Origin of the sequence: Thiohalophilus sp. (assembly GCF_046483665.1) — a bacterium.
Taxonomy (GTDB): domain Bacteria; phylum Pseudomonadota; class Gammaproteobacteria; order UBA6429; family Thiohalophilaceae; genus Thiohalophilus.
Genome location: NZ_JAWOCR010000004.1, coordinates 37,489 through 59,202, shown reverse-complemented (window position 1 = coordinate 59,202; position 21,714 = coordinate 37,489). Strand labels below are relative to the sequence as shown.

General features: G+C 55.7%; 18 protein-coding genes and 1 pseudogene. 4 read left to right on the top strand and 15 right to left on the bottom strand.

Going from position 1 to position 21,714, the window contains the following annotated elements; translation table 11 throughout:
- Positions 1–5 precede the first annotated feature (5 nt).
- The 9 genes from R6U90_RS00500 to R6U90_RS00460 form a co-directional block, all read right to left on the bottom strand.
- A complete protein-coding gene (locus R6U90_RS00500) occupies positions 6–446 on the bottom strand; it encodes a GNAT family N-acetyltransferase (RefSeq protein ID WP_410350695.1) in 441 nt (146 codons plus the stop codon).
- A complete protein-coding gene (locus R6U90_RS00495; protein ID WP_410350694.1) occupies positions 433–1,602 on the bottom strand; it encodes a JmjC domain-containing protein in 1,170 nt (389 codons plus the stop codon). Before R6U90_RS00495 ends, R6U90_RS00500 begins: the two co-directional genes overlap by 14 nt.
- A gap of 5 nt (positions 1,603–1,607) precedes the next feature.
- Positions 1,608–2,975 (bottom strand): adenylosuccinate lyase, encoded by a 1,368-nt coding sequence (gene purB, locus R6U90_RS00490; RefSeq protein WP_410350693.1) that lies wholly within the window; start codon positions 2,973–2,975, stop codon positions 1,608–1,610.
- 432 nt (positions 2,976–3,407) lie between these two features.
- Positions 3,408–3,602, bottom strand: a complete 195-nt coding sequence (locus tag R6U90_RS00485; protein WP_410350692.1) for a hypothetical protein — start codon at positions 3,600–3,602, stop codon at positions 3,408–3,410.
- 151 nt (positions 3,603–3,753) lie between these two features.
- Positions 3,754–6,414: an aconitate hydratase AcnA gene (acnA, locus tag R6U90_RS00480; protein WP_410350691.1), complete on the bottom strand. Its 2,661-nt coding sequence runs from the start codon at positions 6,412–6,414 to the stop codon at positions 3,754–3,756.
- A 577-nt stretch (positions 6,415–6,991) separates the two neighbouring features.
- Positions 6,992–7,609 (bottom strand): high frequency lysogenization protein HflD, encoded by a 618-nt coding sequence (gene hflD / locus R6U90_RS00475; RefSeq protein ID WP_410350690.1) that lies wholly within the window; start codon positions 7,607–7,609, stop codon positions 6,992–6,994.
- On the bottom strand, positions 7,606–8,703 hold the full coding sequence (mnmA, locus tag R6U90_RS00470) for a tRNA 2-thiouridine(34) synthase MnmA (protein WP_410350689.1): 1,098 nt from the start codon (positions 8,701–8,703) through the stop codon (positions 7,606–7,608). The genes hflD and mnmA overlap by 4 nt, the downstream gene beginning before the upstream one ends.
- Before the next feature lie 288 nt (positions 8,704–8,991).
- Positions 8,992–9,438, bottom strand: coding sequence for an NUDIX hydrolase (locus R6U90_RS00465; RefSeq protein WP_410350688.1), 447 nt, complete (start codon positions 9,436–9,438; stop codon positions 8,992–8,994).
- Positions 9,341–10,006 (bottom strand): pseudouridine synthase, encoded by a 666-nt coding sequence (locus tag R6U90_RS00460; protein WP_410350687.1) that lies wholly within the window; start codon positions 10,004–10,006, stop codon positions 9,341–9,343. Before R6U90_RS00460 ends, R6U90_RS00465 begins: the two co-directional genes overlap by 98 nt.
- A gap of 107 nt (positions 10,007–10,113) precedes the next feature.
- Here R6U90_RS00460 and R6U90_RS00455 point away from each other — a divergent pair, with 107 nt between their 5' ends.
- The gene (locus R6U90_RS00455) at positions 10,114–13,011 is read left to right on the top strand and encodes an EAL domain-containing protein (RefSeq protein ID WP_410350686.1); all 2,898 of its coding nucleotides are present in this window, start codon (positions 10,114–10,116) and stop codon (positions 13,009–13,011) included.
- Positions 13,012–13,102: 91 nt separating this feature from the next.
- Positions 13,103–14,362, top strand: a complete 1,260-nt coding sequence (gene icd, locus R6U90_RS00450) for an NADP-dependent isocitrate dehydrogenase (RefSeq protein ID WP_410350684.1) — start codon at positions 13,103–13,105, stop codon at positions 14,360–14,362.
- Between the two features lie 106 nt (positions 14,363–14,468).
- On the opposite strand, the gene R6U90_RS00445 is transcribed toward icd, so the two are convergent.
- The gene (locus R6U90_RS00445) at positions 14,469–14,687 is read right to left on the bottom strand and encodes a cold shock domain-containing protein (RefSeq protein WP_410350683.1); all 219 of its coding nucleotides are present in this window, start codon (positions 14,685–14,687) and stop codon (positions 14,469–14,471) included.
- Positions 14,688–14,882: 195 nt separating this feature from the next.
- Here R6U90_RS00445 and clpS point away from each other — a divergent pair, with 195 nt between their 5' ends.
- Both clpS and clpA read left to right on the top strand, forming a co-directional pair.
- Positions 14,883–15,221, top strand: a complete 339-nt coding sequence (gene clpS / locus R6U90_RS00440; RefSeq protein ID WP_410350682.1) for an ATP-dependent Clp protease adapter ClpS — start codon at positions 14,883–14,885, stop codon at positions 15,219–15,221.
- A gap of 14 nt (positions 15,222–15,235) precedes the next feature.
- Complete coding sequence (gene clpA / locus R6U90_RS00435) at positions 15,236–17,494, top strand: ATP-dependent Clp protease ATP-binding subunit ClpA (protein ID WP_410350681.1); 2,259 nt, start codon at positions 15,236–15,238, stop codon at positions 17,492–17,494.
- A gap of 213 nt (positions 17,495–17,707) precedes the next feature.
- On the opposite strand, the gene infA is transcribed toward clpA, so the two are convergent.
- From infA to R6U90_RS00410, 5 genes and pseudogenes are all read right to left on the bottom strand, one after another.
- Complete coding sequence (infA, locus tag R6U90_RS00430; RefSeq protein ID WP_310694145.1) at positions 17,708–17,926, bottom strand: translation initiation factor IF-1; 219 nt, start codon at positions 17,924–17,926, stop codon at positions 17,708–17,710.
- Positions 17,927–18,053: 127 nt separating this feature from the next.
- Entirely contained in the window at positions 18,054–18,290 is a 237-nt protein-coding gene (locus R6U90_RS00425; protein ID WP_410350680.1) for a hypothetical protein, read from the bottom strand.
- A 233-nt stretch (positions 18,291–18,523) separates the two neighbouring features.
- Positions 18,524–19,261 (bottom strand): arginyltransferase, encoded by a 738-nt coding sequence (locus R6U90_RS00420; RefSeq protein WP_410350679.1) that lies wholly within the window; start codon positions 19,259–19,261, stop codon positions 18,524–18,526.
- A gap of 400 nt (positions 19,262–19,661) precedes the next feature.
- Positions 19,662–20,342 (bottom strand): annotated as a pseudogene (gene aat, locus R6U90_RS00415) (leucyl/phenylalanyl-tRNA--protein transferase); the annotation flags it as partial.
- 5 nt (positions 20,343–20,347) lie between these two features.
- Positions 20,348–21,487 carry a GNAT family N-acetyltransferase gene (locus R6U90_RS00410; protein WP_410350678.1) on the bottom strand — a complete coding sequence of 380 codons (1,140 nt, stop codon included), beginning with the start codon at positions 21,485–21,487 and terminating at the stop codon, positions 20,348–20,350.
- Positions 21,488–21,714 lie beyond the last annotated feature (227 nt).

Genomic DNA, 21,714 nt, shown 5'->3' with positions numbered 1-21,714 from the left:
GAATTCTAGTCGATCTGATCCAATTCCAGAACCATTGTCTTGTGGGGGATGCCGGCGTCCATGAAGGGATTGCCGGTTTCGATAAAACCGGCTCTGGCATAAAAATCCATGGCCGCTAGCTGGGCATGTAAAAAGACCCGCTCCAGCGCCTGTTTTCGGGCGAGGGTCAGCAGAACTGTCAGCAGCGCCATGCCAATCCCGCGCTGGCGCCAGGCTCGAAGTACCGCCATGCGACCGATATGGCCGTCGGGCAGCATCCGGGCCGTGGCCACGGGCAGACCGTCGACCCATGCCAGCAGATGGGTAGCCTGTTCATCCTGACCGTCCCATTCAAGCTCTTCCGGGACCTGTTGCTCCTCGATAAAGACGCGCCGGCGAATCGACTCGATGGCCGAGCGGGCCTGGTCAAAACTGACCGTTTCGATCGTCCAGTCAGTCGGCTTCATCAATCAGTATCACCCCGGCATTGATCAGATCCGTGAGCAGCTGGATAAATGCCGGGTTTTGCTGCCAGTGAGGCACGCTGTCCAGGGCGTAGACATCGTGATCGCAGAGCCAGCGCACGGGCTCGAGCAGCGTCGGGTCAAATCGCCAGAGATGTCCGGCAGCAAACAGGATCCCTTGATCCTCTTGTTGGGTGTAAATCAGACGCGCCCAGGGATTGCGTACCAGTACCGGTTGTTGTGAGAGGGTTTGCCGGACTGTGTCCGGCGATAGCCTGTCCTTTAAGGACAATACGGCATCATGTTGTTTGGCCTCGGTCAAAAAACAGCCCAGCCACTCGTTGAGCTGTGCATCCGATATCGACTCCAGGCGCAGGATCGCCCGCAACTCGGCCAGCGATTGATTGTCGAGATGGGCGGGATGATCGGGCCGCTTTCGGCCAGGGTCGGTATAGAACCGCTGGCTGTGCCGGGCTTCCACATAGTCATCAGCGTAACTGCCAATCAATTGGGCATAAGAGGGGGCCCGAAAACCCACGGACATGGTCATGCATTCGCCCTCGGCAATGCCGTGGTGGGCAACGCCCGGGGGCAGATACAGCATATCGCCGGGTTCGAGCAGCCACTCCTGTTCGCTGTCGAACTGTTTGAGAATCTGCAGGGCAATCTCCGGAATGAAATTGTCCACGCTGACCGGCTGCGTATTGATTCGCCAGCGACGCCGGCCATGCGTTTGCAGCAAAAAGACATCGTAATTATCCACATGCGGACCGACCGAGCCCTGATCGGTCGCGTAACTGATCATCACATCGTCGATGCGCCAGTCGGGAATAAACCGGAAACGGTGCAGCAGTTCGGCGATCCGGGGTATGTATTTATCGACATCCTGAACCAGCAGGGTCCAGTGCGAGTCGGGCAGGCGGGCAAAGCGTTTGGCATCAAACGGACCGTCTTCCAGATACCAGGGGTGCGGGCCGTCTTTTTCCAGTATCAGACGAGATTCGACATCGGTCTCGCAGGCCAGTCCGGCCAGTTCATCGGGGGACAGACGGAACGTGGCCGGATCCAGCGCCTGTCGGATGAGCAACGGTTGTTGTTGCCAGTAATCCTGTAAAAAACCGGCAACGGAGAGTTGGCCGAGCGGAGCGCGTGCGGCCATCGCGATCAGATGCCGTTGGCCTGGTCGAGCGCGTTGCCGATATAGCTGGCCGGAGTCATTTCGAGCAATGGCTGTCTGGCGTGTTCGGGGATATCCAGTCGCTGGATAAACTCACGCATCCCCTCGGCCGTAATGCGCTGACCGCGGGTCAGTTCCTTGAGTTTTTCATAGGGCTTTTCGATCCCGTAGCGACGCATGACGGTTTGAATCGCCTCGGCCAGCACTTCCCAGTTGTCATCCAGAACCTGCTGCAGGCGGGTGTCATTGACTTCCAGTTTGGCCAGTCCCCGCAGACTGGATTGATAGGCGATTAACGAATGGGCAATACCGACTCCCAGGTTGCGCAGAACGGTGGAGTCGGTCAAATCCCGTTGCAGGCGGGAGACCGGCAGTTTGGCCGCGAGGTGATTGAACAGGGCATTGGCAATGCCGAGATTGCCTTCGGAGTTTTCAAAATCGATCGGGTTCACTTTATGCGGCATGGTGGACGAGCCGACTTCACCGGCGACCGTCTTTTGCTTGAAAAAGCCCATGGAGATATAGGCCCAGATATCGCGATCCAGATCGAGCAGAATAGTATTGAAGCGGGCGACGGCATCGAAGAATTCGGCGATATAGTCGTGCGGCTCAATCTGGATGGTGTAGGGATTCCAGTCGAGATCCAGCGAGGTCACGAACGCTTCGGCAAAGGCCGGCCAGTCGACTTCCGGATAGGCCGCCAGATGCGCGTTGTAGTTACCCACCGCGCCATTGATCTTGCCCAGCATGGGAACGGCTGCGATTTGCTGGCGCTGGCGCCGGAGCCGGGCAACCACGTTGGCCAGTTCCTTGCCCACCGTCGTCGGTGAAGCCGGCTGGCCGTGGGTGTGTGAGAGCATAGGGATCGCGGCAAAGCGGTGTGCCAGTTCGCGACAGGTCTCAATCAGTTCATCCAGTTGTGGCAACAGCACCTGATTGCGCGCCTCGCGCAGCATCAGGGCATAGGCGAGATTATTAATGTCTTCCGAAGTACAGGCGAAATGAATAAATTCACTGACCGCCTCCAGCTCCGCATTACCGGCGATTTTCTCCTTGAGAAAATATTCCACCGCCTTGACGTCGTGGTTGGTGGTCTTCTCGATATTCTTGACCCGTTGCGCATCCTCGACGCCAAAGTCATCGATGATGCCCTCGAGCAGCTTGCGGGCGTGGCCGGAGAACGCGGGAACCTCGGCAATTGCCTCGCTGGCCGCCAGTTGTTGTAACCAGCGCACTTCCACCAGCACCCGATGGCGGATCAGTCCGTATTCACTGAAGATCGGCTGCAAGTCACGTGTTTTGCCGGAATATCGACCGTCGATCGGGGAAACGGCAGTCAGGCTGGTCAGCTCCATTCGGGTTCCTGTGAGGCTCTTGAAACAGAGCGTTATTTTACACGATTTGGCGGCAACTGTCCGCTGTCAGTATGGTTCAACACAGAGGTCCCGCCGATCCCGGAGAATCAACGACTATCCACCGAGCAGGTAGTGTGATGAAAGCCCTGGCGGGCCTATGTCTCAGTGAGAGGGGCGTTCTACGTCTTGTTATACGGATCGAGATAATGCCCGGCTATAACACTCTCGCAGAGACGCAGAGACGCAAAGCGCGGAGAAGGCAGTGAAATCGGATTTCTTTGCGGCGTAGCGTCTCTGCGAGAGACACGCTTTTACCTTATCCTGTTGCATACCGAACCCGAACAGGTATCACCACCCCCACCGACCGGCACCGAAAAACACGGGATTGACTAGCCGGTGGATTCGATTGAGCCCTCAGTGGTTAAGGTTTCCTTAACCCGCGAGGCGGTAAATCAGACCTGGTTTGAACAGCACTTCGTTGGCGGCCAGCTGGTGCAGCGGGCAACCTTCCTCGTCGCACCAGGCCAGACGATCATATTCGTAATGATAGCCGTTATGTTCGAGGGTTTTATATATCGGTTTGCCCAGATGGGAACCGATACGGGGTCCGTATTGCACGTGTTTCACGACACTCTCTCCACATTGGTGAGGGGTTTAATATTACAAGCCCGGTACTGATCTGGCGGCCTGTCTGGCCGGGGCTTTAATATTGACCTGTGGACGCCGCGGCCCGGTTTCAACCGGCCGCGGGTAACAACGTGAGTGACAAAGTGTTGCTTCAGCTGGCCAGCTGGCGCAGCACGTAATGCAGGATCCCGCCGTGGCGGTAGTATTCGATCTCCTGCGGGGTGTCGATGCGGACCCGGGCGCTAAAGCTTCTGGCCTGACCGTCGGCGCCGGTGGCGGTGACTTCCACCTGCTTGGCGGCACCGTCCCCCAGCCCCCGGATGCTGAACTGTTCCTCACCGTTCAGTCCCAGGGATTCGGCGCTGTCGCCGTCATTGAATTGCAGCGGCAAAATACCCATGCCGACCAGGTTAGAGCGATGAATGCGTTCGTAGCTTTCGGCAATGACCGCGCGCACGCCCAGCAGGCGCGGGCCCTTGGCCGCCCAGTCACGGGAGGAGCCGGAGCCGTATTCCTTGCCGGCGATGACAATCAGCGGTACCTGCTCGGCGTGATATTTCATCGCCGCCTCATAAATGCTCATGCTCTCGCCATCGGGCAGGTGGCGGGTCACGCCGCCTTCGGTGCCCGGGGCCAGCTGGTTACGCAGGCGAATATTGGCGAAGGTGCCACGCATCATTACCTCGTGATTGCCGCGCCGCGAGCCGAGCGAGTTGAAGTCGCCGGGCGCGACACCTTTGCCCTGCAGGTACTGGCCGGCCGGACTGTCGGCCTTGATGGCCCCGGCCGGCGAAATGTGATCGGTGGTGACCGAGTCGCCCAGCAGAGCCAGCACCCGGGCGCCCTCGATATCCCCGATGGGGGTCAGTTCGCGGCTCATACCCTCGAAGTAGGGCGGGTTCTGAATGTAGGTGGAGTCATCCTGCCAGTCGAACAGCTGGCCTTCGGGTGAGCTGAGTTCGCGCCAGGCCTGTTCCCCGTTATACACATCCTTGTAGGAGCTGGAGAACTCCTCGCGATTGACGCTTTTGAGGATTAGTTCCTGGATTTCCTGCTGGCCGGGCCAGACATCCTTGAGGAAAACATCATTGCCGTCGGCGTCCTGGCCCAGCGGCTCGTTATACACGTCGATATCCATGCGCCCGGCCAGGGCGTAGACCACGACCAGCGGCGGCGAGGCCAGGTAGTTCATGCGCACCTCGGCATGCACCCGGCCCTCGAAGTTGCGGTTGCCGGAGAGCACCGAGCAGACCGACAGATCGCCCTCGGCGATGGCTTTGGAGACCGGCTCGGGCAGGGGACCGGAGTTACCGATGCAGGTGGCGCAGCCGTAGCCGACCACATGAAAACCGAGCGATTCGAGGTCGTCCATCAGCTCGGCCTGCTGCAGGTATTCGGTCACCACACGCGAGCCCGGCGCCAGTGAGGTCTTGACCCAGGGTTTGACCTTGAGCCCCCGTTCGTGAGCTTTGCGTGCCACCAGTCCGGCGGCAATCATTACCGAGGGGTTGGAGGTATTGGTGCAGGAGGTGATCGAGGCGATGACCACATTGCCATCCTGCATGGGCACCGCCTCGCCATCGATGTGCGCAGTGACCGGCTTGCTCTGGATCTGGCGCTCATCCTTGAGGGATTTGAGCGCGGTTTCGAATTCGCGCTTGCTGGCGGAAAGTGCAACCCGATCCTGCGGCCGTTTGGGGCCGGCCAGGCTGGGAACGACCGAGGAGATGTCCAGTTCCATGACGCTGCTGTAGGCGGCGTCCGGTTGTCCCGGCTCATGGAACAGGCCCTGTTCGCGGGCATAGGCTTCCACCAGATCGATCTGCCCGGCATCACGGCCGGTCAGGCGCAGATAGGTCAGGGTTTCGGCATCAATCGGGAAAATCCCGCAGGTGGCGCCGTATTCGGGCGCCATATTGGCGATCGTGGCGCGATCGGCCAGTGACAGGTGCTCGAGCCCCTCACCGAAGAACTCAACAAACTTGCCTACCACGCCGTGCTGGCGCAGCATCTCGACCACGGTCAGCACCAGATCGGTCGCGGTGGCGCCTTCGGGCAGGGCGCCGGTCAGTTTGAAGCCGACCACCTGCGGAATCAGCATGGAAACCGGCTGGCCGAGCATGGCCGCCTCGGCCTCGATGCCGCCCACGCCCCAGCCCAGCACGCCCAGCCCGTTGATCATGGTGGTATGGGAATCGGTGCCGACCAGGGTATCGGGATAGGCCTGCAATACCCCGTTGTTCTCGCGCGAGAAAACGCCCCGGGCCAGGTATTCAAGATTGACCTGGTGCACGATGCCGGTGTCCGGCGGCACCACCTTGAAGTTGGAAAAGGCTTTCTGCCCCCACTTGAGAAAGCTGTAACGCTCCTCGTTGCGACGATACTCCAGCTCGGCATTGAGACGCATGGAATCCTTGTTTCCGAAACTGTCGATCTGCACCGAGTGGTCGATGACCAGCTCGGCGGGCTGCAACGGATTGATCCGCTCCGGATCCCCGCCCAGCTTCTGCATGGCATCACGCATCGCGGCCAGATCGACCACCGCCGGTACACCGGTGAAATCCTGCATCAACACCCGCGCCGGGGTATAGGCGATTTCCTGGCACGGCTCGGCCTGCGGATCCCAGCTGGCCATCGCCCGGATATCATCGGCACTGACCACTTTGCCATCTTCATGGCGCAACAGGTTCTCCAGCAAAATCTTCAGGGAATAGGGCAGCCGTTGTGCGCCTTCGATCGCATCCAGACGGTAGATTTCATGATCCTGGCCATTGACGGAGAGCGTGGCGCGGGCGTTGAAACTGTTGCTCATGAAACAGGCTCCTTCGGAGAAAGCGATGATTTTGCCGGTGATTTGTTCTATCCCGATTATACGCTAAAGCCTCCGGCACTGAAACAAACGGGGCTCTTTTCAGGGGCGGGAAAGAAAACGCGGGGTTCGCGGAGACGCGGAGGCGCAGAGGTTTAATTGTGTCAATTATTATATGTAAGTTATTCGTTGTCGAAACCGGAGTAATGGAGGGATTTCCTTAATAATAGCTCACCTAACCCTGTTCCGGGTGAATGTCATCAATCAGGCTCAGTGAAGTAGGTCTGTCCGATGAAGTAAACTTACTTTCTCCGCGCCTCCGCGTTCTCTGCGTTAATTCCCAGAGACTCTCTACTGATGAAGCAACTGCCGGGCAGTGTCGATCTGGAATAAACCGGGCTCTTTTCAGGGGCGGGAAAGAAAACGCGGAGTCCGCAGAGACGCAGAGGTTTAGTATTGTTTGCTTGAAATTGGTGCGTTAATCAAGTTCAGCAAAAAATATATCTGTTTTAAAGAATTGATTTTATTTTCTCCGCGCCTCTGCGACTCCGCGTCCTCCGCGTTAACTTCCAGGGCTTAACTATTTGGCAAGCAACTGCTGGGCGGTATCGATCAGGCGTTTGCGTTTGAGCAGGATATGCCAGCGGCGGCCGCCGAGCTGGCGCCAGAGGACCCCGGCGCGAATGCCGGCCAGCAGCAGGGCACGGATACGGCTGACATTGTCCGGGTTGGAGAGGTGTTGCTGTTCGCCATTGACCATAATCTTCGGCGAGAGGGTACTGATAGTATCGCTGTAAATGCTGGCCAGGTTGGCCAGCACGTTGGTATGGGTCAGATCATAATGTTCCAGCTGGGCACGCACCCGTTCGATGCCGTTGGCGATCTGCTCCAGCATGGCCGGGTTTTTGTTCAGCTTGCCTTGCAGGTGCAAAAGTACAATGACGTAGCGGGCAATCTCGACCTGACGCTGGTTGGCCGTCGTCCCCAGTTGATTTACCAGCGCCTGCAAACCCGTGCGCAGGCTGCCGGGCGGGCCAAATACATCCTGAACCGAGTCGGGATCGGTATTCAGGATACCCTGCAGGCAAAGACGCAGATCGTCTTCCTCGTAACGTCCGCTGGAAGCGATGTTATGCACCAGCTGGGCGACCTGAAATACGGCCGCCAGGGCCAGGACCTGTTCTTCTGTCCGGTTCATGAGGTACTCCGCAGGTAGTTCTGGATAATTCCGCCCCCCAGGCAGATCTCATTCTGATAAAACACGATCGACTGTCCCGGGGTTATGGCCCATTGCGGATCATCGAATGTGACCTCGCAGCTGCCATCGGCCCGCGCGTCGATAGTACAGGCTGTATCGGCCTGGCGATAGCGGATACGGGCGGTGCAATGAAACGGGACGCTGGGCGATTCACCGCTGATCCAGTGAAGATCGCCGGCAGTCAACTGGCGGCTATGCAGCAGGGGATGATCGTGGCTGTCGACGACGAGCAGAACGTTGTTATTTAAATCTTTATCGGCAACATACCAGGTTGCTCCCTCATGTCCCCGAACCCCGCCGATACCCAGGCCCTGGCGTTGTCCCAGGGTGTAATACATCAGTCCTTCATGTGTACCGAGGCGTTCGCCTTCAGGCGTCTGAATCTCACCAGGTTGGGCGGGCAGGTAGTGTTTGAGAAAAGCCCGAAAATCCCGTTCGCCAATAAAACAGATGCCGGTACTGTCTTTCTTGTTAAACGTTACCAGCTGTTGTTGTTCGGCCAGTCGGCGGACTTGTGGCTTGTCCAGTTCGCCCACGGGAAACAGGCTTCGGCCGAGTTGTTCCTGGGTCAGGGTGTATAAAAAGTAACTCTGATCCTTGTTGTGATCCTTGCCCCGCAACAGTTGATAGTCGCCGTCCTGTTCCCGGATACGGGCATAGTGACCGGTGGCAATTTTTTCTGCCCCCCGGGCGAGGGCGTAATCGAGAAAGGCGCGGAACTTGATCTCCCGGTTACAGAGAATATCCGGGTTGGGGGTGCGCCCGGCACGGTATTCCTGCAGAAAATAGCTGAAGACCCGATCCCAGTACTGATCGGCGAAATTGACCCCTTGCAGAGGAATGCCCAGGGTCTCGCAGACCTGTCGGGCGTCCTTGAGATCTTCCTCGGCGGCGCAGTGATCATCAAGATCATCGCCTTCCCAGTTTTTCATGAACACCCCGCGCACGGCATGACCCTGCTGCTTTAACAACAGGGCCGCCACCGACGAGTCGACCCCGCCGGACATGCCCACGATGATATTCAGTTTCGTCATATCAGGTTGTTTTGTTCATCTGTAATCTTTTTCTGCGTCTTGGCGTCTTTGCGAGAGACAAATAAATCAAAGCAATAACTCTCGCAGAGGCGCAAAGAACGCAAAGTTAATATTTGCACTATTGAATATCTCAACAGAGTTTGAAGCTGGACATACTTGCGTGTACATCCATTTTATACAATGTTAAATCGTTAATCTTTTTCTGCGTCTTGGCGTCTTTGCGAGAGACAAATGAATCAAGGCAATAACTCTCGTAGAGGCGCAAAGCACGCAAAGTAAATATTTGCTCTATGGAATATCTCGATACAGCTTGAGAGGGTAGCGCTGTCCGCTCAGATAATCCTCGATACTTTGCATGACCAGCGGGCTGCGCAGTTTATTTCGCTGTGCCCGTAATTCGTCGGGACTGAGCCAGAGCGCGCGCAGAATACCTTCGTCGAGCTCAAGACCGGTATCCGGTTCACCCACGGCCCCGCAAAAAGTGTGGCGCACAAAGGTGATGCCGTTGTCCGGATGCTGCCAGCGATAGATTCCGGTGACCGCCTGCGGTGTAAACGGATGCGCGGTCTCTTCCAGGGTCTCGCGGATGACCGCCTCGATGAAGCTTTCCCCGGCTTCCACATGGCCGGCCGGCTGGTTAAGGACGATCTGGCCCTCGACGTTTTCCTCGACCATGAGAAAGCGGCTGTTTTGTTCGATGACCGCGGCGACGGTCAGGTGGGGCTGAAATGTCATGGGATTCGCAATACTGTTGCAGGGTGGGCCAGGGTTGCTCAATTTCCCGCCACTGTCCGGGTTGCAGCCCGTCCAGCGACCAGGGACCGATAGCATACCGGATCAGGCGCAGGGTCGGGTAGCCGACGGCGGCGGTCATGCGCCGCACCTGGCGGTTGCGGCCCTCGCGCAGGACCAGCGAAAGCCAGGTAGTGGGAATCGTCGCCCGATAGCGAACCGGCGGCTGGCGGGGCCACAGGTCGGGCGGTTCCGGCTCGACCGCGACTTCGACCGGAGCGGTCAAACCCTCTTTTAGTTCAATACCCTGACGTAATTGTTTCAGTGCCGCTTCGTCGGGAACCCCCTCAACCTGCACCCGGTAAGTCTTGGGAAGCTTGAAAACCGGGTCGCTGATCCGGTTTTGCAATTTACCGTCATCGCTCAGCAGCAACAGGCCTTCGCTGTCCTTGTCCAGACGCCCGGCCGGATAAACACCGGGAATTGTCAGGTAATGGGCGAGAGTCTGTTCAAGGCTGTCACCGCTGAACTGGCTTACCACGTTATACGGCTTGTTGAGCAGAATCAGCATCTTCAGATTTGTCTTTAAATTCAAAAGCTTGACTTGTGGGTATTAAAGTCGTGCCACGGTCTGCCGATAGAGGCACTTAATATAATAATTCATGTTGCATATCTTCTATGTTGCTGTCTTCTCTACAGAGACGTTTTGCTGTTCTTGCCCTGCTGGTCCTGGTGGTACTCGGCGGGATGATTGTCTACAGCCAGAACCAGGCCGGCAAAATAACCCGGGAAGCCATTCAAAGTGTTGCGGAAGTCCGTCAGCTGGAAAGGCAGGTCAACGAACTTCGCGACAGCCTGCAAGCGCTCGAACAACGTGTCTATCAGCGTACCGTGGTCTCCTATTCAGATAATGAATCGGTCGAGCAGCAAATTCACCATTACCTTGAGCAGCTGAATCAGCAAATCAATACCCTGTTTACGATATCCAGCCGCGATAATAACTGGGAGGAAGCGGCAAAGCACGATCCTGACTCCTTCGCGGCGCTGGCTTTCGAGTTAAAGCAGCAGGTTCGAAAACTTAAACGTTATATCGATTACTACAACATGATCGCATCTGACACCCGCTTGCGATTTCCTTTTAGCCGGACGCTCAATGAGCGATTGTTGCCGTTGAGTAATGATTTTGTTGTCGCCGTCAATACCGCCCTTCAGGAGATTAATTCGGCAGGCGAGACATCGAACAATAAATCGCTGAACAGGCTTTTTACTGATCTGCGATATAACTGGGTTCAGCAAATCAGTATTTTTCGCATGTTCGTACTGTCACGCAGCGGCATGTTCGATACGCCCCGTTCGGCCATGGAGGTCACACTCAATGACCGCAGTATGTTCTGGGACAATATTGGCGATTTGCTCGAACAACTATACGAGCTGGATCAGGAAGGAGAACTGCCGTTTGAGACAGGCTTTGCTATCGAGCGGATGCGTGAGATTTACATAGAATATGATAACCACTTCTCCGAAATCAAGCCGACCTTGATGTCAGACGAATGGCGCATCGATCATCTGTTTCTGAATGAAAAGTTACAACCGGAGTTTTCCACGACCACACAGGTCGTCAGCAGGATAAGTGAAAAAATAAAGAATCATTCCACAAAGATTATCGACAAAACTCATGCAGTGGCGGATCGGATTAATCTGATGATCTGGCTGTCCGGAGCGATTTTCCTCATTTTGGTGCTGGCCGGTTATCTGATGTTCGAGCACTTGATTCGACGACCAGTGCGTATCATGGCCGATGCGATGAACGCCGAGGCTCGTGGCGAGTCGTTTTACCCTGTCATGTCCGCTGACATCGAGGAAACCCGGCTACTGGTGGATGCTTTTCACAATATGCAGGAGCAGGTGCATTCACGCCAGGCGCGGCTGGAAACGATACTGGATAATGCCGCCGAGGGCGTCATCACCATGGACAGGAATGGCATTATCGAAAATTTCAATCAGGCAGCGGAAGGCCTGTTTGGTTATAGCGCTGTAGAGATAATTGGTCGAAATGTCAACATACTGTTTCCCCGGGATGCCCGAAGACCTCCTGATTCGTATATAAGCCGCTTTTGTCAGGGCGATATTCGGCCCACGGATTCGGAGATCGATACGACCGGGCGTCACAAAAACGGGATGACATTTCCTGTGTCACTCAAGATCAGTGAAATGAATATCGGGGGCCAGTTACTCTATACCGCACTGGTCGATGATGTCAGTGAACGTATTACCATGATCAGCAATCTGCGTCATCTGGCGGAACATGATTCCCTTACCGGGCTGCATAACCGCTATTTCTTCCTGCAGGAAGTGGAAAGGATCGCGCAACGCGCGACCCGGGGGAAACATGAGGATGTCGCTCTGCTGTACATCGATATGGATAACTTCAAATACGTCAATGATACAATGGGACACATGGCTGGTGACAAATTATTGATTGAAGTTGCCGCCATGCTTAAAACCCGCAGCCGGGAAACCGATCTGGTTGCCCGTGTCGGCGGTGATGAATTCTCGGTCATACTCTATGACGTGGAGCGCGATACTGCGTTAAAAACCGCCGATGCCTTTCGCAAGAAGCTGGAACAGTATCACTTCTCATTCGAAGGCAGGCTGGCTGACGTGGGGTGCTCGATCGGCGTGGCCATGGTCGAGCAGGGTATCAGTAAAGATGAATTGATGGCGCGGGCTGATCTCTCCTGTAATGCTGCCAAGCGCTCGGGGCGTAACAAGGTACATATTTACACTGAGGCCGACAAACAGAATCTCGAAAATATTTCCGATGATATGGGCTGGGTACGCCGCATCAAGCAGGCCTTACGCAATAACCGCTTCATGTTTGTAGTTCAGCCAATCATGCAGGCCGGTACGCACGAAATAAACCGCTGCGAAGTTCTCCTGCGTATGCTGGATGACGAGGGACGATTTATTATGCCCAGCGGTTTTATTCCCCCGGCGGAGCGATTCGGGCTGATGCCGGATATCGACAGATGGGTGGTCAACCATGCTATTGATTATCTGGCCAGTGGAGACAGTGAGACTTTCAATTTGTCTATCAATCTGTCTGCTTTATCATTTGACGATGAAGGAATGATTAATTTTATTACCGATAAAATCAGGCAGACCGGGATTGAAGCGACTCGACTGACCTTTGAAATAACCGAGACAGTCGCCATGGCCAATCTGGAACTGACCGTCACATTCCTGGAAAAACTTCGAAATCTGGGCTGTCGTACGGCGCTGGATGATTTTGGGGTCGGTTATTCCTCGTTTGCCTATCTCAAGGAATTGCCGGTGGATTATGTCAAGATCGACGGCTCGTTTGTGCGGGACCTTGAAAATAACGAACTCCACCAGGCGATTGTCAAATCAATGAACGACATCTGCCGGGCCATGGATAAGCTGACCGTGGCCGAGTTCGTTGAAACCGGGGCCACAATGCACATTCTCGAACAGATGGGGATCGACTGCCTGCAGGGCTATTATATCGGTCGACCCGAAATCCCTGATTTTGAGAAACAGCGCATGACTCATTGACCCTGAATTCCGCGGGGAACATCGGGCATTCTGTCTGGCGCCTCAATCCTGATATAATAGACCTTTCATTTGCGATTTACAGGACAGAGGTATGGCTTACGACAAGATTGCCGTCCCCGCTGATGGTCAGGCCATCGCGGTCAATCCGGATAATTCACTGGCGGTTCCCGATAATCCGATCATTCCTTTCATTGAGGGTGATGGGATTGGTATCGATATTACGCCGGTTATGCAGAAAGTCATCGATGCGGCAGTGGAAAAAGCCTATGCGGGCAAGCGCAAGCTGCACTGGATGGAAATCTACGCGGGGGAAAAATCCACCCGGCTTTACGGTTCGGACGTCTGGTTACCGGAGGAAACTCTGGCCGCCATTCGCGAGTTCAGCGTGGCTATCAAGGGTCCGCTGACTACCCCGGTCGGTGGCGGTATTCGTTCTTTGAATGTAGCCCTGCGTCAGGATCTGGATCTGTTCGTCTGTCTGCGCCCGGTACGCTATTACAACGGCACACCGAGTCCGTTAAAAGAGCCGGACAAAACCGACATGGTGATCTTCCGGGAGAACTCCGAGGACATCTACGCCGGCATTGAATGGGAAGCGGGCGGCCCGGAAGTCAAAAAAGTCATTCAGTTCCTGCAGCAGGAGATGGGCGTTAACAAGATCCGTTTCCCGGACAGCTCCGGCATCGGCATTAAACCGGTCTCCCGCGAAGGCACCGAACGGCTGGTGCGCAAGGCCATTCAGTATGCCATCGATAATGACCGGCCTTCGGTAACCCTGGTGCACAAGGGTAATATCATGAAATTCACCGAAGGGGCCTTCAAACAATGGGGTTATGAGCTGGCCCGGCGTGAATTCGGCGCGCAGGACATCGACGGCGGTCCCTGGTGCAGTTTTAAAAATCCCGACACCGGCACAGAAATCGTTGTCAAGGACGTGATTGCCGACGCCTTCCTGCAGCAGATCCTGTTACGCCCGGAAGATTATGACGTGGTGGCCACGCTGAATCTGAACGGCGACTATGTTTCCGATGCGCTGGCGGCCCAGGTGGGCGGCATCGGTATAGCCCCGGGCGCCAATATGTCCGATACCGTGGCGCTGTTCGAGGCCACGCACGGCACCGCCCCCAGGTATGCCGGCCAGGACAAGGTCAACCCCGGCTCACTGATCCTTTCGGCGGAAATGATGCTACGCCATCTGGGCTGGACCGAGGCGGCGGATCGGGTCGTTCAGGCCATGTCCCGCGCCATTGCCAACAAGACCGTAACCTATGACTTTGAACGCCTGATGGAAGGGGCGACCTTGCTCAGCTGTTCGGCATTCGGGGAGACGATGATCGAGCAAATGGACTGAAAAAGGCGCCTTGCCACCCACAAAAAAACCGCCCCCGGGGCGGTTTTTTTGTGGGTGAATGGGTGAATGTATCGCCGCCTGCGGCCAGGATTGACCGCCGCGCCGGCTAGTGAGTGCCGGAGTCGCGGGGGGTGACGGTCGTGGCGTGCATCCCCTTGGGGCCCTGCTGATACTCGTATTCGACCTGCTGGCCTTTCTTCAGGGTTTTGTAGCCGTCCATGCTGATCGCGGAGAAATGGGTAAAAATGTCATCTCCGCCGCTTTCCGGGGCGATAAACCCGTATCCCTTGGCGTTACTGAACCATTTCACTATACCTGTCGACATAATCTTTCAGCCTCCTTGTCCATCGACGGGGCAAGCCACTTACCCCTCATGTTGGTATGGAATTACACTGCAGCGGATCGTAGCCCGATGCAACTTTGTTTCCAGACTATAGTCAAAATTAACTGAATTTCATCCGCACCGATGGATAAAAACGGGGATGGGCATTCCCCGCATGCATCAGCTAGAATCGGCCCTATGAGTGATCCGAAACATACCCGAGAAAGCCAGGATGACGGGCTGGCGCTTGAGGAAGCAAAACCGAAACTCAAGCGCCCGCCCATGTATAAAGTTGTGCTGATAAATGACGACTACACGCCGATGGAGTTTGTCGTTCATGTATTACAGGCTTTTTTTGGCATGGATCGTGAAAAGGCGACCCATATCATGTTGAATGTTCATACCAAAGGCAAAGGCATTTGCGGTATCTATCCCCGCGATGTTGCCGAAACCAAGGTGGCACAGGTCAACGATTATTCGAGGCAGAACGAACATCCGCTACTCTGTACCCTGGAGCCGGATGCCGATGAGCAGTAGGCGAGGAGGTCGTCATGTTGAATAAAGACCTGGAAAAAACCCTGAACGAAGCCTTCAAGCAGGCGCGCGAGCAACAGCATGAATTCATGACCGTCGAGCATCTGCTGCTGGCCCTGCTGGACAACCCGTCCGCGATAGACGTCCTCAAGGCCTGCGATGCCAATATCGAGGCCCTGCGCCAGGACCTGGACAAGTTTCTCAGTGAAACTACGCCCCTGCTGCCGCCCCACGACGACCGGGAAACCCAGCCCACGCTGGGATTTCAGCGCGTGCTGCAACGGGCGGTATTTCATGTCCAGTCCTCCGGCAAACAGGAGGTCAGCGGCGCCAATGTGCTGGTGGCCATCTTCAGCGAACAGGAATCCCAGGCGGTCTACTTCCTGAAAAAGCAGGATGTCAGTCGCCTCGAGGTGGTCAATTTCCTCTCGCACGGCATCAGCAAGGTGCAGGACGAGGAGCAGGTGGATGCCGACAGTCTGGCGGACGATGAGGGGGGTGACGAGGCCGCCAATCCGCTCAAGCAATTCACCACCAATCTCAACGAGATGGCGCGCCAGGGCCGTATCGATCCGCTGATTGGCCGCAAGAACGAACTGGAGCGCACCATCCAGGTTTTGTGCCGCCGGCGCAAGAACAACCCGCTGTTTGTCGGCGAGGCCGGGGTCGGCAAAACCGCTCTGGCCGAGGGGTTGGCCAAGAAGATTGTGGATGGCGAAGTGCCGGAAATTCTGGCCGACAGCGTGATCTACTCGCTCGATCTGGGCACCCTGCTGGCGGGCACCAAGTATCGCGGTGATTTCGAGAAGCGCCTGAAAGCGGTGCTCGCCGAGCTGCGCAAACAGGAGGGCGGGGTGCTGTTCGTGGATGAAATCCATACTATCATCGGTGCCGGCGCAGCCTCGGGCGGGGCGATGGATGCCTCGAACCTGATCAAGCCGGTGCTGGCCTCCGGAGAGCTCAAATGCATCGGTTCGACTACCTACCAGGAGTACCGCGGTATTTTTGAAAAAGACCGGGCCCTGTCACGCCGTTTCCAGAAGATCGATGTCCCCGAACCGACCGTGGACGAGTGCATCCAGATCCTCGAGGGGCTCAAATCGCGTTTCGAGGAACATCATAATGTACGCTATACCCACCAGGCATTGCGCCTGGCCGCGGAGCTGTCGGAGCGCTATATCAACGACCGGCATCTGCCCGACAAGGCGATTGACGTGATCGACGAGGCCGGTGCCAACCAGCGCATGCAACCACCTTCCAAACGCAAAAAGACCATCGGGGTGAAGGAAATCGAGGCCATTGTCGCCAGGATCGCCCGCATTCCGCCCAAGACGGTTTCCTCCAGCGACATGGAAACCCTGCGCAACATGGAACGGGATCTCAAGCTGGTCATCTACGGGCAGGACGAGGCAGTCGACAGTCTCTCGGCGGCGATCAAGCTTTCCCGTGCCGGACTGGGCAACGAAACCCGGCCCATCGGTTCCTTCCTGTTCGCCGGCCCGACCGGTGTGGGCAAGACCGAAGTAACCAAACAGTTGTCCCGGATTCTCGGTATCGAACTGATCCGTTTTGACATGTCCGAATACATGGAGCGGCATACTGTCTCCCGCTTGATTGGTGCACCGCCGGGCTATGTCGGTTATGACCAGGGCGGACTGCTGACCGAGGAGATCAACAAGCATCCGCACTCTGTCTTGCTGCTCGATGAGATCGAAAAGGCCCATCCGGACGTGTTCAACCTGCTGCTACAGGTGATGGACCACGGTACCCTGACTGATAATAACGGCCGCAAGGCCGATTTTCGTAACGTGATCATCGTCATGACCACCAATGCCGGGGCTGACCGTCTCTCGCGCAGCTCCATCGGTTTCACCCGGCAGGACCATTCCAGCGATGCGATGGAAGCGATCAAGAAGACCTTCAGCCCGGAATTCCGCAACCGGCTGGACGCGGTGATTCAGTTCAAACAACTGAGCCCGGATATCATCAGTCAGGTGGTCGACAAGTTCATGTTCGAATTCGAGGCCCAGCTGGAAGAGAAGGGCGTGGCGCTGGAAGTGGATGCCGAGGCGCGGACCTGGCTGGCTATGCGCGGTTACGATCCCAGCATGGGTGCGCGGCCGATGGCGCGGATCATTCAGGAAAATATCAAAAAGCCGCTGGCCGAAGAGCTGCTGTTCGGGAAACTCGCCAATGGCGGTCATATCCGCATCAGTGTGAACAATGACGAACTGAGCTTTGAGATGGAGAGCAAGGACGAGCTGGCCACGCAATAACAGGGGCTGGGTTCTAGGGCCAGGTCCTAGGAAAGCCCTGTAGGTCACGTTGGCGATAGCCTACGTGACACAACCCTGAACAGAGGCAGGGCGCCAGGTAGTGCTGCGCGCCTTATGAACAGGGGCTAGCCTCCAGGGGCTCGATTTCAAGGGGGTGTTGTTTTACTAGCGACTAGTAACTAGCCCCTGGAACCTGCCAGCCCGCAGGGCTGGTTAACGATTTCGGAAGGTAATGCGTCCCTTGCTGAGGTCGTAGGGGGTCAGCTGGACGGTGACCTTGTCACCGGTCAGGATGCGGATATAGTGTTTGCGCATTTTTCCGGAAATATGCGCGGTCACAACGTGACCGTTTTCGAGTTCAACCCGAAACATGGTGTTGGGCAGGGTTTCAACTACCGTGCCTTCCATTTCAATATGTTCTTCTTTAGCCATTCAGTCGCTATCTCACTTCCCCGAAACAGCGCGAATAATGCCTGATCCGGGGCCGATTTTCAAAGTAAATAGCGATATAGCGACGGATCCGGCCGTTTCAAGGCCGGATAAGGGAAATCCGGGGTCCTCAGACGGCTACGGCGCGGCGCCAGTCCACCGGTGTCCAGTAGACGTGCGGATGGACGAGCTCATCGTCCAGGACGATTTCCATCCCCAGCAACTGGTTGATGATGTCCAGATCGGGAATTTCGGCGAGATCGTCTCTCAGTCGGCCAAAGTGCTGGTGGTTCATGTACAGCACATTGGGGCGAAACCCCTGCTCATGCTCGAACTCATTGGCGAGACGGTAGATGAAGCTCAACATAAGGCACCTCCTATGTTGGGAACCCAGCGTGCCTGTTCAGTATGACACTCCCATGACAGCGGAGTTCGGGTAGCCTTGTAGATTATATCGTCCCGTCGGTCAGCTTTCTTTAATTCACTGAAACAACAAATTGTAAACGAATGTTACAATTCTGATTCAGGGTGTCTGGGAAGACTAAAGTACCGGGTTATGTCCCAGTTTCTATTGTTCAAGACGCTATCGCCAATACCGTCTTAACCGCTCGCTTTCAGCTCGATCCATTGTCGACCATCATAGCCCTGCAGAGGCTGAAACCGGCGTTTGTAGTTCATCTTGTCCGACGCTTCGATCCAGTATCCCAGGTAGAGATAGGGCAGTTGCCACTGTCGAGCCAGTTCAATCTGTTGCAGGATTGCCAGTGTACCAGGACTCCGTTGACGCAATTGCGGTTCAAAAAAGGTATACACCGCCGACAAGCCATCCTCCAGCACATCGGTAACCGCAATCGCCAGCAATTGCCTATGGGCGCGAAATTCGATCAGGATCGTCTCTGCCCAGTAGGAGTCGAGCACCCGCATGTAGGTATCGGGATCATCGTTATCCATGCCGCCACCGGGATGACGGTGCTGCATGTAGCGTCGATAGAGGTCGTAATGCTCGTCAACAAACTCGACTGGCCGGATTGTTAATTGTATATCCTGGTTGGCCTTGAGTGTTCGGCGTTGACTGCGGTTGGGTTCAAAACGGTCGACAGGAATACGCACCGGCACACAGGCCCGGCAGTGACGGCAATGGGGTCGATAGAGGTAATTGCCACTGCGCCGAAAACCCATACTCGCCAGAGCCGAATAATGGGCAGGTCGGAGCACCAGTGACGGGTCAACAAAGATCGAGGTCGCCTGACGATCCTCCAGATAACTGCAGGGATGTTCCGGGCTGGCAAAAAACTGCAGCTCGCTGAGCACCGGGTGAAAACTATTCTGATCGGTCATGGCGTTGTGTCATCAGGTGTCTCTCTTGAACTTTAGAATAGCAAGCTGTAGCGGTCCGGGAAAATAGCCAGTACACCGAGAAATCGAAATGGTATCAGTCGCATCAGAAACCATGCCGTGCGACCGTAATAATCTCTCAAAGACGCAGGCGGCGCTGAGTATGAGCCCTATATGCTTTCTTTGCGTCGTGGCGTCTCTGCGAGAGACAAGCTTTTTCCATCTGTCGCATCTCAGACCTGAACCGGTATCGATCTCGAAATACGGAAAGCTATTTCAGTGAGTCAGGGGGTGTCGGTATTTTCAGTAGTTCGTTATTACCTGTCGACATGGCGTCTCGACCCGCGTCTGTAGTGATTCGTCCGGTCTTCTGTAACTGACGGATCCGTTCGGGATCGACTGACCAGAGGCCGGGGTTGAATGGTTCGCAATGGGTGTCCAGGTAGCAGGTGAATTCCCGCCGGGGAATGTTTTGCGCACCGAGACTATTGAGATGTTCCGTTTCCACCTGGCAGTCGATCAGCCGGAAGTCCCAGGCATGCAAATGGGCAACCAGGGTGACAAAGGCAATTTTCGAGGCGTCGTTCATGCGGGCAAACATCGACTCGCCAAAAAAGACCTTGCCCAGTGCCACACCATACAGGCCGCCGACCAGTTGATCATCATACCAGGCTTCCACCGAGTGGGCGTAGCCCGCTTCATGAAATTGCTGATAGGCGTCTTGCATCTCTGCGGTGATCCAGGTACCGGGTTCATCACGGCGCGGCCGGGCGCATTGCTGCATCACCGCGGCAAAGGTCGTATCAAAGGTAATCCTCAATTGTCCCTTTTTCAGACTCTGGCGCAGGCTGCGGGAGATTTTCAGCGCTTCGGGAAACAGGACCGAGCGAGGATCCGGCGACCACCAGAGAATTGGTTGTTCGTCGCTGTACCAGGGAAAAATACCGTGTCGATAGGCTGCCAGCAAACGGGAGATTGACAGATCGCCACCCAGGGCCAGCAACCCGTCGGGATCGCGCAACGCCTCTTCCACATCGGGAAACCAGTCAGGATAGCGGGGGGACAGCCAGTAGGGGGCACTCATACCGGTCAGGCCGATCGCTTGAAAGGCGAGTGAGTATCCAGTTCCTGCATGTAATCTTCCACGGCTTCACGTTCATGATCCAGATAACGCGTCAGCCCTTCGCGAAAACCTTCATGAGCTATCCAGTGCGCCGACCACGTCGGTGCCGGTAAAAATCCACGGCTGATCTTGTGTTCGCCCTGGGCGCCGGGTTCAAAGCGTTGCAGCCCATGTTCGATGCAGTAATCGAGTCCCTGATAATAACAGGCCTCGAAATGCAGGCTGTGAAAATCGCGATTGCAACCCCAGTGCCGGCCATACAACGTATCATGGCCACAGACATTAAACGCCGCCGCCACGTATTCACCCTGGTATCTGGCCATTACCACCACCACGTTGCGTGGCATAGTCTGGCCGATCTCCATGAAAAAGCTCTGAGAGAGCGTCGGGATGCCGCTTTTACGCTCGAACGTGTTGCGATAAAAACGGTGATAAATATCCCAGTGTTCCGGCTCCATCTCGTCACCATGACGGATTTCGATTTCGATGCCTTGCTCCTGCACCATGCGCCGTTCCCGTTTTATTTTTTTACGCTTTTGCTGGGTAAAGTGCGACAGGTAATCATCGAAGTCACGGTAAGCGTGGTTTTGCCAGTGAAACTGACAACCCAGACGCATTAAATAACGGGGATCGTTCCGGAACCGTTGTGTATCCCGCTCATCAGTAAACAACCAGTGCAGAGATGACATACCGGCCTGCTGTGCATGGGCGGTTGCCGCCTCGATCAAGAGCGCGGCATAAGTGTCAAAATCTTTATCGGGATGCACCAGCAGGCGCGGCCCGGTTGCAGGAGTGTAGGGCATGGCGACCACCAGTTTGGGATAATAGTGCAGGCCGGCACGATGCCAGGCATCAGCCCAGGCCCAGTCAAAGACAAATTCGCCATAGGAATTATCCTTGATATACATCGGCGTCGCGGCCACCGGTACGCCGTTTTCCTCGATGAGCAGATATTGCGGATACCAGCCATACAACTCACCGACCGCGTTATGTCTTTCCAGCGCACGCAAAAACTCATACCGCACAAATGGAAAACGCCCGTCAGACAGGGCGTTCCAGTGTTCGGCGGAAACCTCGGCGAGACTTTCCAGTATCCGGGTTGTCATGGCGCTCATTTTTCCAGGTGCTATTAAATTAACGCAGAGGACGCGGAGTCGCGGAGTATTATTAATCTAAACAAATCATCGCTGTCAGTTGACATGACTGAGTTACTTGTTTTGCAGGACATTTTCTGAATAGATCTAAACAGAATGTTTCTCTGCGTCTCTGCGTCTCTGCGTCTCTGCGTCTCTACGCCTCCGCGCCCTCCGCGTTATTTCCCAGAGAGTCAGCT

Excerpts from the sequence above, each read along its gene's own strand:
- R6U90_RS00500 (WP_410350695.1), bottom strand. The coding sequence starts at position 446 with ATGAAGCCGACTGACTGGACGATCGAAACGGTCAGTTTTGACCAGGCC.
- R6U90_RS00495 (WP_410350694.1), bottom strand. The coding sequence starts at position 1,602 with ATGGCCGCACGCGCTCCGCTCGGCCAACTCTCCGTTGCCGGTTTTTTA.
- purB (WP_410350693.1), bottom strand. The coding sequence starts at position 2,975 with ATGGAGCTGACCAGCCTGACTGCCGTTTCCCCGATCGACGGTCGATAT.
- acnA (WP_410350691.1), bottom strand. The coding sequence starts at position 6,414 with ATGAGCAACAGTTTCAACGCCCGCGCCACGCTCTCCGTCAATGGCCAG.
- hflD (WP_410350690.1), bottom strand. The coding sequence starts at position 7,609 with ATGAACCGGACAGAAGAACAGGTCCTGGCCCTGGCGGCCGTATTTCAG.
- mnmA (WP_410350689.1), bottom strand. The coding sequence starts at position 8,703 with ATGACGAAACTGAATATCATCGTGGGCATGTCCGGCGGGGTCGACTCG.
- R6U90_RS00465 (WP_410350688.1), bottom strand. The coding sequence starts at position 9,438 with ATGACATTTCAGCCCCACCTGACCGTCGCCGCGGTCATCGAACAAAAC.
- R6U90_RS00460 (WP_410350687.1), bottom strand. The coding sequence starts at position 10,006 with ATGCTGATTCTGCTCAACAAGCCGTATAACGTGGTAAGCCAGTTCAGC.
- R6U90_RS00455 (WP_410350686.1), top strand. The coding sequence starts at position 10,114 with ATGTTGCTGTCTTCTCTACAGAGACGTTTTGCTGTTCTTGCCCTGCTG.
- icd (WP_410350684.1), top strand. The coding sequence starts at position 13,103 with ATGGCTTACGACAAGATTGCCGTCCCCGCTGATGGTCAGGCCATCGCG.
- R6U90_RS00445 (WP_410350683.1), bottom strand. The coding sequence starts at position 14,687 with ATGTCGACAGGTATAGTGAAATGGTTCAGTAACGCCAAGGGATACGGG.
- clpS (WP_410350682.1), top strand. The coding sequence starts at position 14,883 with ATGAGTGATCCGAAACATACCCGAGAAAGCCAGGATGACGGGCTGGCG.
- clpA (WP_410350681.1), top strand. The coding sequence starts at position 15,236 with ATGTTGAATAAAGACCTGGAAAAAACCCTGAACGAAGCCTTCAAGCAG.
- infA (WP_310694145.1), bottom strand. The coding sequence starts at position 17,926 with ATGGCTAAAGAAGAACATATTGAAATGGAAGGCACGGTAGTTGAAACC.
- R6U90_RS00425 (WP_410350680.1), bottom strand. The coding sequence starts at position 18,290 with ATGTTGAGCTTCATCTACCGTCTCGCCAATGAGTTCGAGCATGAGCAG.
- R6U90_RS00420 (WP_410350679.1), bottom strand. The coding sequence starts at position 19,261 with ATGACCGATCAGAATAGTTTTCACCCGGTGCTCAGCGAGCTGCAGTTT.
- R6U90_RS00410 (WP_410350678.1), bottom strand. The coding sequence starts at position 21,487 with ATGACAACCCGGATACTGGAAAGTCTCGCCGAGGTTTCCGCCGAACAC.